The sequence below is a fragment of the Glycomyces halotolerans genome (assembly GCF_054779575.1).
Map to the genome: position 1 here is coordinate 76,190 of NZ_BAAGXZ010000011.1, position 15,133 is coordinate 91,322.

Sequence of the window (15,133 nt, forward strand, 5' to 3'; positions counted from 1 at the left end):
GCTCCGGGAAGACAGGCCCGGACCGCAGCATATGATACCCGTGGGGCGGAGCGGACGGCAGTCGGGCCCGGCCGTCGAAACGCTCGACATAGGGAGGTGCGGCCGGAGTCCGCGGCGGATAAGCTGAGTCCCTGGTGTGCCTTCGATGCCGCACGCCCTACCGACCAGCCGCGCATGAAAGGTACGGACACGCATGACGAGCAAGGCCGCCGAGGAGCCGCGCAAGCGCGTGCTCATCGCCGAAGACGAGGGGCTCATCCGCCTCGACCTGGCCGAGATGCTCACCGAGGAAGGCTATGAGGTGGTAGCCGAAGCCGCCGACGGCGAGGCCGCCGTCCGGCTCGCCCAGGAGCACCAGCCCGACCTGGTGATCTGCGACATCCAGATGCCGATCATGGACGGCCTCCAGGCCGCCGAGAAGATCGTGTCCGCGCGCATCGCCCCCGTCGTGATCCTCACCGCCTTCAGCCAGCGCGACCTGATCAACCGGGCCCAGTCCGCCGGCGCCATGGCCTACCTCGTCAAGCCGTTCCAGAAGTCCGATCTGGTGCCGGCGATCGAACTGTCGATCACCCGCTTCGCCGAGATGACGGCGCTGGAGAAGGAAGTCGAGAACCTCAACGAGCGCCTCGAAGTCCGCAAGCTCGTCGACCGCGCCAAAGGCCTGCTCATGACCCAGTACGGCATGCCCGAGCCCGACGCCTTCCGCTGGATCCAGCGCGCCGCCATGGACCACCGCCTCTCGATGCGCGACGTCGCCCAGCGCGTCATCGACGAGGCCAATGAGAAGGAATCCCAAGACGCCGAGTGACCGGCCCCCGACCCGCTTCGCGGCCCGCCGCCCCGCACGGGGAGGCGGGCCGTTCGCCTGAGGCCCGCCCCCGCGAGGCGTGGCCGGGACTTGTCAGAGCCAGTCGATAGGCTCTGAGACGTGACCGCTTCGCAATCCCGCCTCCTGCTGATCGACGGCCATTCCATGGCCTTCCGAGCCTTCTTCGCCCTCCCGGCCGAGAAGTTCTCCACCGACGACGGCCAAGTCACCAACGCCGTCTACGGCTTCACCTCGATGCTCATCAACCTCCTGCGGGACCACCGGCCCACCCACATCGCCGTGGCCTTCGACGTCTCCCGCCGGTCCTTCCGCACCGACGAGTACGCCGAGTACAAGGACGGCCGCGACGAGACCCCCGGCGAGTTCAAGAGCCAGATCCCCATCATCCAGGAGGTCCTGGAGGCCTTCGGCATCAAGTGGCTCACCAAGGAGAACTACGAGGCCGACGACATCATCGCCACCCTGGCCGCGCAGGGCCGGGCCGCCGGAGCGCACACCCTCATCTCCTCGGGCGATCGCGACGCGATCCAACTGGTCGGCGAGGACGTCACCCTGCTCTACCCGGTCAAGGGCGTCACCGACCTGGCCCACTACACCCCCGAGTTCGTCCAGGAGAAGTACGGCGTCCCGCCCGAGCGGTACCGCGACCTTTCCGCACTGGTCGGCGAGAAGGCCGACAACCTCCCCGGCGTCCCCGGCGTCGGCCCCAAGACCGCCGCGAAGTGGCTCGCCAAATACGGCTCCCTCGACGCGCTCATCGCCAAGGTCGACGAGATCGGCGGCAAGGCCGGCCAGAACCTCCGCGACCACCTCGACGACGTCATGCGCAACCACCGCCTCAACTGCCTGGTCGACGACCTCGAACTCCCCTCCGACTTCCCGGCCCTGACCTGGAAGGGCTGGTCGGTCGAGGACACCAACGCCCTGTTCGACGCCCTGCAGTTCCGCACCCTCGGCGAGCGGCTCAACAACAGCCTCGGCGACAAGGCCGTCGGCGAGCCGGCCTGCAAGCAACCCGAGGTCGCCGACCTCAACGCCGAGCGCCTCGAACCCGGAGGGCTGCGCGCCTGGCTCGACGCCCACCGGGGCGACGTGGCCGTCGCCTACACCGGCACCTTCGAGTCCGGCGCCGGATCGATCGACTCCATCGCGCTGGCCGAGGGCGGCGACGCGCTCTGGTTCGACCCGTCCCAGCTCGACGCCGAAGACGACCGCGTCTGGACCGAGTGGCTCGCCGACGCGGGGCGCGGCAAGATCGTCCACGACGTCAAGGGCTTCAGTTGGGGCGCCGACGCGGCCGGCTGGCCCGAGCCGGCGGGCCTGAAGGCCGACACCGTGATCGCCGCCTACCTGCTCAAGCCCGAGCAGCGCAACTACGCCTTGGGCGACCTGGCGATGCAGTACCTCGGCCGCGAGCTCGAGACGACCGTCCAGGAGACCAAGCAGGCGACGCTGGTCGGCCTCGACGCGGCGATGGCCGACGACAAGACCCGCTTCGAAGCCGACTGCGCCGCGGCGGGAGTCGTCGCCGACCTGGCCGCCGAGATGGCGGGGCGGCTGGCCGAGCGCAAGCAGGCGGAGCTGGCCGAGAAGATGGAGTACCCGCTCACCGGGGTGCTGGCGCGCATGGAGATCACCGGCATCGCCGCCGACGAGGGGCACTTCGCCGACATCGAGGCGAGCTTCTCTGCCAAGGCGAAGGACGCGACCGACGCCGCGCACGAGATCGTCGGCCGCCAGTTCAACATGCGCTCGCCCAAGCAGCTTCAGGAGATCCTCTTCGAGGAACTGAAGATGCCCAAGACCAAGCGCACCAAGACCGGCTACACGACCGACGCCGAGGCCCTCCAGCAGCTGTTCGTCAAGACGCGGCACCCGCTGCTGGAGCAGCTGCTGCGCTTCCGCGACGTCGAGAAGCTCAAGCAGATCGTGGCGAGCCTGCGGTCCACGATCCAGCCCGACGGGCGCATCCACACCACGTTCCACCAGACCGTGGCCGCGACCGGGCGTCTGTCGTCATCCGACCCGAACCTGCAGAACATCCCGGTCCGCTCCGAGGCCGGGCGCGACATCCGCGCCGGCTTCGTGGTCGGCGACGGCTACGAGTCGCTGATGACCATGGACTACAGCCAGATCGAGATGCGGATCATGGCGAGCCTGACCGGCGACGAAGTCCTCATCGATGCCTTCAAATCCGGCGAGGACATCCACCGCGCCGTCGCCGCGAAGGTCTTCGGCGTCGCTCCCGCCGAGGTCTCCGCCGAACACCGCCGCAAGATCAAGGCCATGTCGTACGGCCTGGCCTACGGGCTGTCGACCTACGGGCTCAGCCAGCAGCTGGGGGTCTCGACCGAGGAGGCCCAGCAGCTCTCGGCCGACTACTTCGACCGCTTCGGGAAGGTCCGCGACTTCCTGCGCGACACCGTGGAGGCGGCCCGCAAGACCGGGTACACCGAGACGATCATGGGCCGTCGTCGTTACTTCCCGGACCTGACCAGCGACAATCGGCAGCGCCGCGAGATGGCCGAACGGGCCGCGCTCAACGCCCCGATCCAGGGCAGCGCCGCCGACATCATGAAGACCGCGATGCTGAACGTCGACCGCGAGCTGCGCGCCCAGGGTCTCGGCTCCCGGGTGCTGCTGCAGGTCCACGACGAGCTGGTCTGCGAGGTCGCGCCCGGCGAGGCCGACCGCCTCGAGCGGCTCGTGAGCGAGCAGATGTCGGGCGCCGCGGAGCTTCCGGTGCCGCTGACCGTCTCGGCCGGTTTCGGTGAGTCGTGGGAATCCGCCGCTCACTGAGGTGTCAGTCGACACCAGGTGCGGCCCGGGCTGGCGTGGGATTATCGCGCACGGTAACCTGGACTGGCCTAGGCACGTCCGTGTCCTCAGAAGGGAGCAGGGCACGAGCCGGAGACGGCAGGGCGGCCAGGCGAACAGGTAACTGCGAGCATTCGCGTCTCGCACCTCACAACACGCTTGCGGAGCCGTGAGTCAGCAGTCGACGGCGACGCCTGCGGGAGCCGTACATTAGCGAGGCGCGGGCGCGAGCCCACAATTCTGAACGTATCCGGAGCACCAGCCCACATGACGAGCAGCATCGAGGCCACCTCGAGCAACGCTGAGAACAGCACCACGGTCGACGAGTTCGCTTCTGACGAGGATCTCCTTGCCGCGATCGACGCGACCATCAAATACTTCAACGACGGCGATATCGTGGAAGGTACCGTCGTCAAGGTCGACCGGGACGAAGTCCTGCTCGACATCGGCTACAAGACCGAGGGCGTCATCCCCTCGCGCGAGCTGTCGATCAAACACGACGTGGACCCTGAAGACGTCGTCGCTGTGGGCGATCACGTTGAGGCCCTCGTCCTCCAGAAGGAGGACAAGGAAGGCCGTCTGATCCTGTCAAAGAAGCGCGCCCAGTACGAGCGCGCCTGGGGCACGATCGAGAAGATCAAGGACGAGGACGGCGTCGTCCGCGGCTCGGTCATCGAAGTGGTCAAGGGCGGTCTCATCCTCGACATCGGGCTCCGCGGCTTCCTGCCGGCGTCGCTGGTGGAGATGCGCCGCGTGCGCGACCTCCAGCCGTACGTCGGCCGTGAGCTGGAGGCCAAGATCATCGAGCTCGACAAGAACCGCAACAACGTGGTCCTGTCGCGTCGCGCCTGGCTGGAGCAGACCCAGTCCGAGGTCCGCACCGAGTTCCTCCACCAGCTGGCCAAGGGCCAGGTCCGCAAGGGCACCGTCTCCTCGATCGTCAACTTCGGCGCCTTCGTCGATCTCGGCGGCGTCGACGGCCTGGTGCACGTCTCGGAGCTGTCCTGGAAGCACATCGACCACCCGAGCGAGGTCGTCGAGGTCGGCCAGCCGGTCGAGGTCGAGGTGCTCGAGGTCGACCTGGAGCGCGAGCGCGTCTCCCTGTCGCTGAAGGCGACCCAGGAAGACCCGTGGCGCCAGTTCGCCCGCACCCACGCGATCGGCCAGATCGTGCCGGGCAAGGTCACCAAGCTCGTCCCGTTCGGCGCGTTCGTCCGCGTCGAGGACGGCATCGAGGGCCTGGTCCACATCTCCGAGCTGGCCGAGCGCCACGTGGAGGTGCCCGAGCAGGTCGTCAAGGTCGGCTCCGACGCCATGGTCAAGGTCATCGACATCGACCTGGACCGCCGCCGGATCTCCCTGTCGCTCAAGCAGGCCAACGAGGCCTTCGTCGAGAACGAGGAGCAGTTCGACCCGACGCTGTACGGCATGGCCGCGCAGTACGACGACCAGGGCAACTACATCTACCCGGAGGGCTTCGACTCGGAGACCGGCGAGTGGATGGAAGGCTACGACGAGGCCCGCGAGGAGTGGGAGCGTCAGTACGCCGAGGCCCGCACCCGCTGGGAGGAGCACGGCAAGCAGATCGCCGAGCGCACCATCTCCGAGCCGCCGGCCAAGCCCGCCGAGGGCGAGAAGGTCGAGAAGGCCGAGAAGAAGAAGCCCGCGGAGAAGAAGGCGGCTCCGGCCGAGCCTTCTGGCACGCTGGCCACCGACGAGGCCCTCGCCGCTCTGCGCGAGAAGCTCGCCGGGAGCTAGTGCTCTTTAAGCTGACGGACCACTACCCGTCCCAGGTTGTTCTCCTGGGGCGGGTAGTGTTTTAGATGTGCTTAAAGTCGCATTGACCGGTGGCATCGGAGCCGGTAAGAGCACGGTCGCGGCGGAGCTCGAGAAGCTGGGAGCCTACGTCGTCGACGCGGACGCCCTCGCCCGAGAGGTCGTCGCCCCCGACACCGACGGCCTGGCCGCGGTGGTATCCCGATTCGGCCCCGAAGTGCTCGACGCCGACGGGGCCCTCGACCGCGCCCGGCTCGCCCGGATCGTCTTCGACGACGCGCACGCCCGCGCCGAACTCGAGGCGATCATCCACCCGCGAGTGCGCCAGCGCGCCCGTGAACTCACCGATGCCCAGAACGACGACGCGATCGTCGTCCAAGACATTCCACTGCTGGCCGAGACCGGCCAGGCACCGAGCTTCCACCTCGCCATCGATGTGGAGGCGCCGCGGGAGCTCCGGCTCGAACGGCTCGTCGAACGCGGCATGTCCCGCGACGACGCCATCCGACGCATCGACGCTCAGGCGAGCGACGCCGAGCGCCGGGAAGTCTGCGACGTCGTCCTCTACAACCGCGACGGCGTCGAGGAGATCGGCCGGCGCGTGGCGATGCTCTGGGACGAGCGCATCGTGCCCTTCGCCGAGAACCTCCGCCTGCGCCGCGAGGAGCACCGGCCCGAGAAGCTCCAGTTCGTCGAGTCCGACCCGGCCTGGCCGCGCCGCTTCGAACACCTGGCCGCGCGCCTGCGGCGCGTGATGGGGCCGAGCGCGGTCCGCATCGACCACGTCGGGTCGACGGCCGTCTCCGGCCTGCCGTCGAAGGACGTCATCGACATCCAGGTCACCGTCGTGACCCTCAGAGCGGTCGACATGATGCAGGAGGAGCTCGGCGCGGCCGGCTTCTTCGGCGGCGAGGCCTTCGACGACCCGAAGCCCGATCGCCCCGACCTCTCGGAGTGGGAGAAGCGCCTCTACGGCTACGCCGACCCGGGCAACATCGCGCACATCCACTTCCGGCCCATCGACAGCCCCGGCCAGCGGTTCGCGCTCCTGTTCCGCGACTGGCTGCGCGCCGACGCGCAGGCCCGCGCCGACTACGCCCAGGCCAAAGGGGAGCTGGCCGCCAAGGTGGACTCGGTGACGGCCTACGCCGAGGCGAAGGAACCGTGGTTCCTGCGTGAAGGCTGGCCCCGCGCCAACCGGTGGGCCGAGGCCTCCGGCTGGCACCCGCCGGTGTGCTGACCGCGCCGTTCGCGGTGAATCCGGTCGTCAGCCGATCCGCTCGCTGACCGACCACGGAATCGCCGCGATCGGGTAGTCCTCGTACGACAGCTCGGCGCCGGCGACGCCGAAGGGCGTCATCAGCTCGACTTTCCTCAGCCGCTCGCCCGAGAGGTGGTACCGGAACGCCGATTGACCGGCCTCCGCGCGGGCGTCGCCGACCACCGGGAACTCGACCACGTGCGTCGGCTCGCCGTCGATCTCGTCGACACGCAGGAGCGACGCCTCCTCGGCCATCGTCGAGGGGTCCTCAGGGTCTTCGGCGGCCATCTCGAGCAGCCGGTAGGTGAGGGTCTCGAGCTGCCCGAAATGCTCCTTGATGTCCTCGTCGCCGAGAGCGTGCGTCTCCCACCCCTCGACCGGCAGCGGCTCGGGCAGCTCGTCCGTATCGACCGGCAGCTCGGCGAGGCCGCCGGGCCGCGCCAGCACCAGCCGATGCTCGCCGTCCTCGGTGATGTTCAGGTAGGCGGTCATCGTGCGCCAGTCGATGTGGCCGTGACCGCTCGCGACCCGCCCGTGGCCGACCGGCACGGTCATCTCCACCGTCGCCGAGGAAGACCAGTTCTCGTGACGCAGGTGAGCGAGGGTCTCGGCCAGGTCCGTGTCGACCGTCGACGGCTCGATCCGCGGGCCGCCGAGCAGATCGATCCGCTCGAGGCCGGCGGCGTCGAACTCGACCTCGCGGAGGAATTCGACCGACGCCAGGTCCGCACCGCCGGTGTTGACCTGGAAGCGCCGGATGCTCCCCTCCTCGTCCAGCGAGTAGAGCGCCTCCGGATTCGAGGCCGTCGCCTGGCCGGCGTCGACCATGATGGGGGCGCGGTAGGTGTCGACGTTCTCGCCGTCGACGAGGCCCTCCTCCTGCCAGGTGGCGCGCTCGGCGACGTAGGCCGGGTCGGCGTCCTGCTCGGCGCTGAGGGTGAACAGGGAGGAGGCCAGGATGTCGAACATCATCTGGTCGGGAGCGGCCCCTCCGGCCAGCATCTGCCGCGTCGACCAGCCCTGGCCCGGCACGCGGACGTCGTCGAACGTCTCGTGGTCGGCGCGGTGGGCCACCAGACCCGGCACCGCCTGCACCAGGCGGTCCTCGCCGTCCGCGCCCGGTGCGCGGACGTACAGCAGCGGGGTCCGCCAGTCGAGGTAGCCGTCGACGACGACCTGCTCGCCCTCGACCGGGTAGGTCAGGCGGACCGCGACCGGTTCGGAGTCGAAGTTGCGGTGGCGAAGCTCGGCCAGCGCCCTGGCTTCCTCCTCGGTGACGGGGCGCTCGGCGTCGGCGCGGTCGCTCCCGCAGGAGACGGCGAACCAGCCGGCGGTGCCGATCGCGAGCGCGGCGATCAGCGTCCAGAGCAGGACGGACTTCAAAGAGGTAGCGGTAATGGTGCTCACGAAGGGACCAACGATCCGGGCGGTGAAAAGTCACCGGCGAGGGCGACCGATGTCGGACCGGCGGGCTACCGTTGGGCCGTGGCATTCGATATTCCCCGCGCCGAGGGGCGCTTTGAAGTCGTCAGCGAGTACGACCCGGCCGGCGACCAGCCGACCGCGATCGCCGGGCTCGCCGAGCGCATCGACGCCGACGAGCGGGACGTGGTGCTGCTGGGCGCCACGGGCACCGGCAAGTCCGCCACGGCCGCGTGGCTGATCGAGAAGCTGCAGCGGCCGGCGCTGGTGATGGCCCACAACAAGACGCTCGCCGCGCAGCTGGCCAAGGAGTTCCGCGAGCTCCTGCCGAACAACGCCGTGGAGTACTACGTCTCGTACTACGACTACTACCAGCCCGAGGCGTATGTCGCGCAGACGGACACGTACATCGAGAAGGACGCCTCCATCAACGAGGAGGTCGAGCGGCTGCGCCACCGGGCCACCTACTCGCTGCTGACCCGCCGCGACGTGGTCGTGGTCGCGACGGTCTCGGCGATCTACGGCCTGGCGACGCCCGCCGAGTACCTGCAGCAGGCCACCGAGGTCGCCGTGGGGCAGGAGTGGGACCGCGACAAGCTGCTGCGCCGACTCGTGGACGTCCAGTACGCCCGCAACGACATGGCGTTCACTCGCGGCACCTTCCGGGTGCGCGGTGACACGATCGAGATCATTCCGGCCTACGAGGAGCTGGCGATCCGGATCGAGATGTTCGGCGACGAGGTCGACCGGCTCTACTACCTGCACCCGATCACCGGGGACGTCATCCGCGAGGTCGACCGGGTCCTGATCTTCCCCGGCTCGCACTACGCGACCGGCAACGAGACGATGGCTCGCGCCATCGCCGCCATCGAGGCCGAACTGGAGGAGCGCCTCACCGAGCTGGAGTCCCAGGGCAAGCTCCTGGAGGCCCAGCGGCTGCGGATGCGCACGGTGTTCGACCTGGAGAACATGAAGCAGACCGGCTCCTGCAACGGCATCGAGAACTATTCGCGGCACATCGACGGCCGCCGGGCCGGGGAGCCGCCGCACACGCTGCTGGACTACTTCCCGTCGGACTTCATCACGATCCTCGACGAGTCGCACCAGACGGTGCCGCAGATCGGCGCGATGTCCGAGGGCGACGCCTCCCGCAAACGCAACCTCGTCGAGCACGGCTTCCGGCTGCCGAGCGCGCAGGACAACCGCCCGCTGCGGTTCGAGGAGTTCCGCGAGCGCGTAGGTCAGACGGTGTACCTGTCGGCCACGCCGGGGCCCTGGGAGATGAAGCAGGCCGGGGGCGAGTTCGTCGAGCAGGTGATCCGCCCCACCGGCCTGGTGGACCCGCAGGTGGAGGTCCGGCCCACCAAGGGCCAGATCGACGATCTGATGTACGAGATCGGGGAGCGGGCCGCCAGGAACGAGCGCGTGCTGGTGACCACGCTGACCAAGAAGATGGCCGAGGACCTCACCGACTACTTCCTCGACAACGGCGTGCGGGTGCAGTACCTCCACTCCGAGGTCGAGACGCTGCGGCGGGTGGAGCTGCTGGGGGAACTGCGCCGCGGGGACTTCGACGTCCTGGTCGGCATCAACCTGCTCCGGGAGGGTCTGGACCTCCCGGAGGTGTCGCTGGTGGCGATCCTGGACGCCGACAAGGAGGGCTTCCTGCGCTCCTCGACCTCGCTGATCCAGACGATCGGACGCGCGGCGCGGAACGTCTCGGGCACGGTGCTCATGTACGCCGACAACCTGACCGACTCGATGAAGGAAGCCCTGGACGAGACCGAGCGGCGCCGCGAGAAGCAGATCGCCTACAACGCCGAGCACGGGATCGACCCGACGCCGCTGCGCAAACGCATCGGCGACATCATGGAGGACCTCTACGACACCGCCGCCGAGACCGAGGAACTGGTCAAGGAGTCGGGGTCGGCACGGCCGTCCAAGCGGGAGAAGGGCGCGGCGAAGGTCCGCTCCGAGATCCTGCGGCAGATCGACGAACGCAACGAGCAGATGCTCGCCGCCGCAAAGGAACTTCGCTTCGAGCTCGCCGCCGCCTACCGGGACGAGATCACCGACCTCAAGCGCGAGCTTCGCGAGCTCGACGAGGCCGGCGCCTGAGAAGGGCTTTCAGTCGAGGTCTTCGAAGTGCTCCACGAGCGGGGGCCGGGAGAAGAACGGGCCGATCGCCTCGCGCCAGTCCGCGAAGCGGTCGGTCTCGCGGAAGCCCTTCTCGTGGGCCTCGATCGAGTCCCATTCGATGAGGAGCACGAAGCGGCTCGGGGACTCCACGCCCTGAGTCATGCGCATCGAGCGCAGGCCGGGGGAGGAGGAGACGAGCTTCCGGGCCTTGCGGTAGACCGCGGCGAACTCCGCTTCCCGGCCGGGGGTGACGTTGATTTCGGCGACTTCGAGGACCACGAACGTGAGCCTCGCACAACCGCTTGACGATCAACTCGATCAGACTTAGGCTCGAGAGGCAAGTCACATATCCGACGGATGACTTGTCGGATTGTTCAATGCATAATAGGGCCCGGCGAATCAAAATTGGTATATGGGGAGTATCCCGCAGCGCACGCAGCGTTGTTAGCGTCGTCGTCAATACACGAGACCGCCGACGGTCTCCGGTGGCGCTGATCCCGGCGGATTGGGAGAGACCATGTGACCCTCCATGAATAAGGAAGGCAACACATTGGAACTCCCAGTATGGGTCTGGGTCCTCACGATCGTGGCCATGACCGTCGTCGTCGTCGTGGACCTGTCGCTCGCGATCCGGAACCCGCACCGTCCTGGGATGAAGGAAGCGGCGATCTGGTCGAGTGTCTACATCGCCTCCGCGCTCGTCTTCGCCGGGGTGATGTTCTGGACCCAGGGAGCCACCTTCGGCGGTGAGTTCCTGGCCGGCTTCCTGACCGAGAAGGCGCTCTCGGTCGACAACCTCTTCGTCTTCCTGCTCATCATCCAGGCCTTCCGCGTCCCCGATCCGCTGCAGTCGCGGGTGCTGCTGGTCGGCATCGTCCTCTCGATCGTGCTCCGCAGTGTCTTCATCGGCTTGGGCGCCATACTCATCGAACGATTCAGCTGGGTCTTCCTCATCTTCGGGGCGATCCTCATCTGGACGGCCTGGGGGCTGCTGCGCGGCAGCGGCGAGGAGGAGAGCTACGAGCCCAACCGCTTCATGCGGTGGGCCCAGTCGCGCCTGCGCGTGACCCCGGACTACCACGGCGGCCACCTCCTGACGCGCGTCGACGGCAAGCGGTTCGTGACGCCGCTGCTGCTGGCGATGCTCGCGATCGGCTCGACCGACATCCTGTTCGCGCTCGACTCGATCCCGGCGATCTTCGGGTTGACCCAGGAGCCCTACCTGGTGTGGACGGCGACGATCTTCGCACTGTTCGGGCTGCGTCAGCTGTACTTCCTGCTGGCCGCGCTCCTGCGCCACCTGCACTTCCTGGCGCTCGGCCTGTCGGCCATCCTCGGCTGGATCGGCGTCAAGCTCATCATCAACGGGCTGGCGGCGAACCAGCTGCCGTTCATCAACTCCGGCGAGCCGCTCCACATCCCGCACGTGCCGACGTGGCTGTCGCTCGGCTTCATCGCCGCCGTGCTCTCGGGGGTGGTGGTCGCCAACTGGATCCTGCTGCGACGCCAGGGCCGCACCTGGGCGGACCTGTTCTCCGAGCCGACCACTACCCCCGCGACCGCAGCCGCCGGCAGGCAGTGATCTGGCCCAACTCCGAGTCCTTGATCGACTCGATCACGACCTTGCCGTAGACCGGCGAGGAGAAGATCACCTCGGGCAGGTCGGGGTGGCCGCGCTCGGCCACGATGGCCGGCATGTGCGCCTCGCCGCCGTGACCGAGGAACACCAGGTCGCCGGGGATCACGTCCTCGAGTTCGACGCTCTCGCCGGTCTCGAGGAGCGCTTCGTTGAACCGGGGCGCCTCGATGCCGAGCTGCCGGTACACGATCCACACCAGGCCCGGCGAGTCGATGCCGTAGGCGCTGACGCCGCCGAACAGGTACGGGATCTCCAGCAGCTGGTGAGCGAGTTTCACCGCGTCGAGTCCGCTGGCGAGCATGGCGGTCGCCGGCGGGTCCTCCTGGCGCCGCGCCGCCGGTTCGGTGGTCAGGTCTCGCTGCGGCACCCAGCCGGGCTGCTGCGGCCCCGGCAGCGCCACGGGAACCCAGCCGCGGTAGCCCCTGCCGACCACGCGCAGCCGCGTGCCGAGGGTCACGCCGGGAATGAGGACGTCGCCGCCCGGTTCGTCGCGCACGGCCGTGGCGGTGGCGCTCACGAGGTACTCGGTGCCGGTGTAGTCGTTCTCGGCGGGATTGACCAGCTGAGCGAGCGGCAGCCAGCCCGAGATCTCCTGCCCGGGGCACCGCACCTCCGCCCAGAGGTCCTCGATCCGTTCCACCAGGACCTCCGTGCCCAGCAGGCACTGGGTCCGCACCCGGCCCTTGAGGCCGTGAGCGCGGACATCGCTGGTGAGTCGGGCCACCCAGTCTCTGACGGCGGACGGGACGCCGAGGGCGAGCCGATCCTCGGGTCCGGGGGCCGACGGAGCGGCCCACAGGGTGGCGACTGCCACGGCGATCAACGCCGGTTGTCCAGGTGCGATCGGCACGGTTGGTTCTCTCCGAATGTTCGGGCGGTTCAGTATTCAAGACGCGAGCAGGGGGACCCTCCACCGGCCCGCCGCGTTCACGCAGCACCGATCACCCAATGTAGCAAGAGCATCCGCACCGGGACGGCGCGGCCTGATCGGCGACGCAACGGTCGATACCGGGTGGCGGGCGCCGAAGTGACCGGAGCATCACCGTGGGGGCGGATGTGGCAGGATCTTGCCATGCCAGCTGTGAACGACGCCTTGGACCGCCTGTCCGCCGCCGCCGAGACCGGTGAGGCCCCGGTCCCCGCCGACCTCGAAGCGGTGCTGGCGAGCGACGACGCCGAACTGATGGACGTGGTGGCCGCGGCGGCCCGACTCCGTTTCCGCCACTTCGGGAACCGCGTCAAGCTCAACTACCTGGTGAACCTCAAGAGCGGGCTGTGCCCCGAGGACTGCAACTACTGCTCGCAGCGGCTGGGGTCCAAGGCCGAGGTGCTCAAGTACACCTGGCTAACGCCGGAGGAGGCCGCCCGGCAGGCCGCCGCGGGCGTGTCCGGAGGCGCCGCCCGAGTCTGCCTCGTGGCAAGCGGCCGCGGTCCGACCGATATGGACCTCGAGCGGGTCGGCAAGACCATCGCCGCGGTCAAGAACGCCGCACCCGGCGTCGAGGTCTGCGCCTGCCTGGGCCTGCTGCGGGACGGCCAGGCCGAGCGGCTGGCCGAGCTTGGCGCCGACGCCTACAACCACAATCTCAACACCTCGGCCGACCAGTACGCCGAGATCTGCTCGACGCACACCTTCGCCGACCGCGTCGACACCGTCAACGCCGCCAGGGGCGCCGGGCTGTCGCCGTGCTCGGGACTCATCGCCGGGATGGGGGAGTCGGACGCCGACCTCGTCTCCGTGGCCCTGGGGCTGCGGGAACTGGGCTCGGACTCGATCCCGGTGAACTTCCTGCTGCCCTTCGACGGCACTCCGCTCGAAGGCACGTGGGAGCTGAACCCGCGCCGGTGCCTGAGGATCCTGGCCATGGTCCGGCTGGCGAACCCGGCCGCCGAGGTGCGCCTCGCCGCGGGCCGCGAAGTGCACCTGCGGCACATGCAGGGCCTGGCGCTGCAGGTGGTGAACTCGATCTTCCTCGGCGACTACCTGACCAGTGAGGGCCAGGCCGCACGGCAGGACCTCGAGCTCATCGCCGACGCCGGCATGATTCCGCTGGGCCTGGACGAGGCCCCGGGCGAGGTGCGCGAGGCGGTCAAGGTGCGTCGCCGCGGCGCGGGCACCGCCGAGGCGCCGAACGCCTAATCGGGCAGTGCGCTGCCGCGCGGCGCGGTCGACTCCCTCACCACCATCTCGGTGGCCAGTTCCAGTCGAGGGGAGTCCACGTCGTTGCCGGCGGCCATGCCGAGGACGGTCCGGGCGGCTAGCGCTCCCATTTCAGACAGCGGTTGACGCACCGTCGTCAACGGCGGCGAGGTCCACCTCGACTCGGGCAGATCGTCGAAGCCGACCACGCTCACGTGCTCGGGAATCCGCAGGCCGCGCTGGCGGATCGCCTCGTAGGCGCCGAAGGCCATCTGGTCCGACGAAGCGAAGATCGCCGTCGGAGGATCCCCGATGCCCAGCAGCTCCTTGGCGGCGTCGAAGCCGGACTGGTGGTAGAAGTCGCCGTCGTAGACCAGCTCGGGGTCGTAGGGCAGTCCGGCGGCGTCCAGGGCCGCCCGGTAGCCGTCGAAGCGCGCCCGGGAGCTCAGGACCTGTTTGGGGCCGTGGATGAAGCCGATGCGCTGGTGCCCCATCTCGATGAGGTGCTCGGTGGCGGCCAGGCCGCCGGCCCAGTTGGTCGCGCCGATGGTCGGAGCGTCCATCGTCGGCCCGCCGGCCGGGTCGAGGACCACCATCGGCACCCGCAGGTTTCGCAGCTGCTCCAAGATCGGCGACGACAGCGTCGAGACCACCAGGATCACGCCGTCGGAGGCGCGGGTGCGCAGGTTGTCGAGCCACTGCTCGGTCGAGGCGCGGCGGCGGTGCACGGCGGAGACGACGGTGCCCACACCGGCGGAGTGCGCGGCGTCCTCCACTCCGCGGATGATCTCGACGGCCCAGGGGCTGTCCAGTTCGTTGAAGACCAAGTCGACCAGGCGGGCGTTCCGGTTCGGCGTCCGAGTGGAACGGCGACGCTGGTACCCGCGCTCGGTGAGCAGTTCCTCCACACGCTTGCGGGTCTCGGGAGCCACGTCCGAACGGCCGTTGATGACGCGGGAGACCGTGGGCACGCTGACGCCGGCCTCGTCGGCTATGGCGCGTATCGTGACGCGCCCGTGTTCGGCTTCAGTCAATGGTCCTCCCGTGGTCGGTACTTTCCAAGGTAGCCGTCGACATCCTATAGCGGTACCGGACCCTCTCGACCTC

The 15,133-nt window shown here is 68.9% G+C and carries 11 protein-coding genes; 7 read left to right on the forward strand and 4 right to left on the reverse strand.

Annotated elements, in window-relative coordinates:
- Positions 1-193: 193 nt before the first annotated feature.
- The 4 genes from ACYVL2_RS11415 to coaE all read left to right on the forward strand — a co-directional run bounded on the left by ACYVL2_RS11415 (position 194) and on the right by coaE (position 6,665).
- The gene (locus ACYVL2_RS11415) at positions 194-811 is read left to right on the forward strand and encodes an ANTAR domain-containing response regulator (RefSeq protein WP_460543302.1); all 618 of its coding nucleotides are present in this window, start codon (positions 194-196) and stop codon (positions 809-811) included.
- 120 nt (positions 812-931) lie between these two features.
- Positions 932-3,631, forward strand: coding sequence for a DNA polymerase I (gene polA, locus ACYVL2_RS11420; RefSeq protein ID WP_460543304.1), 2,700 nt, complete (start codon positions 932-934; stop codon positions 3,629-3,631).
- A 285-nt stretch (positions 3,632-3,916) separates the two neighbouring features.
- Complete coding sequence (gene rpsA / locus ACYVL2_RS11425; protein ID WP_460543307.1) at positions 3,917-5,407, forward strand: 30S ribosomal protein S1; 1,491 nt, start codon at positions 3,917-3,919, stop codon at positions 5,405-5,407.
- A gap of 67 nt (positions 5,408-5,474) precedes the next feature.
- Positions 5,475-6,665, forward strand: coding sequence for a dephospho-CoA kinase (coaE, locus tag ACYVL2_RS11430; RefSeq protein WP_460543309.1), 1,191 nt, complete (start codon positions 5,475-5,477; stop codon positions 6,663-6,665).
- Positions 6,666-6,692: 27 nt separating this feature from the next.
- Here coaE and ACYVL2_RS11435 read toward each other — a convergent pair whose 3' ends face one another.
- Positions 6,693-8,093: a hypothetical protein gene (locus ACYVL2_RS11435; protein WP_460543311.1), complete on the reverse strand. Its 1,401-nt coding sequence runs from the start codon at positions 8,091-8,093 to the stop codon at positions 6,693-6,695.
- Between the two features lie 78 nt (positions 8,094-8,171).
- On the opposite strand from ACYVL2_RS11435, the gene uvrB reads away from it, so the two are divergent.
- Positions 8,172-10,226: an excinuclease ABC subunit UvrB gene (gene uvrB / locus ACYVL2_RS11440; protein ID WP_460543313.1), complete on the forward strand. Its 2,055-nt coding sequence runs from the start codon at positions 8,172-8,174 to the stop codon at positions 10,224-10,226.
- A 9-nt stretch (positions 10,227-10,235) separates the two neighbouring features.
- Here the strand turns inward: uvrB and ACYVL2_RS11445 are convergent, their stop codons facing one another.
- On the reverse strand, positions 10,236-10,526 hold the full coding sequence (locus tag ACYVL2_RS11445) for an antibiotic biosynthesis monooxygenase family protein (protein ID WP_460543315.1): 291 nt from the start codon (positions 10,524-10,526) through the stop codon (positions 10,236-10,238).
- A gap of 271 nt (positions 10,527-10,797) precedes the next feature.
- Here ACYVL2_RS11445 and ACYVL2_RS11450 point away from each other — a divergent pair, with 271 nt between their 5' ends.
- Positions 10,798-11,829: a TerC family protein gene (locus tag ACYVL2_RS11450; RefSeq protein WP_460543317.1), complete on the forward strand. Its 1,032-nt coding sequence runs from the start codon at positions 10,798-10,800 to the stop codon at positions 11,827-11,829.
- Here ACYVL2_RS11450 and ACYVL2_RS11455 read toward each other — a convergent pair.
- Positions 11,795-12,736, reverse strand: coding sequence for a C40 family peptidase (locus ACYVL2_RS11455; protein ID WP_460543319.1), 942 nt, complete (start codon positions 12,734-12,736; stop codon positions 11,795-11,797). The genes ACYVL2_RS11450 and ACYVL2_RS11455 overlap by 35 nt on opposite strands.
- 222 nt (positions 12,737-12,958) lie before the next feature.
- Here ACYVL2_RS11455 and bioB point away from each other — a divergent pair, with 222 nt between their 5' ends.
- A complete protein-coding gene (gene bioB, locus ACYVL2_RS11460) occupies positions 12,959-14,026 on the forward strand; it encodes a biotin synthase BioB (protein ID WP_460543321.1) in 1,068 nt (355 codons plus the stop codon).
- Here the strand turns inward: bioB and ACYVL2_RS11465 are convergent.
- The gene (locus ACYVL2_RS11465) at positions 14,023-15,060 is read right to left on the reverse strand and encodes a LacI family DNA-binding transcriptional regulator (protein ID WP_460543323.1); all 1,038 of its coding nucleotides are present in this window, start codon (positions 15,058-15,060) and stop codon (positions 14,023-14,025) included. The two genes, bioB and ACYVL2_RS11465, sit on opposite strands and share 4 nt — an antisense overlap.
- Between the last annotated feature and the right edge of the window lie 73 nt (positions 15,061-15,133).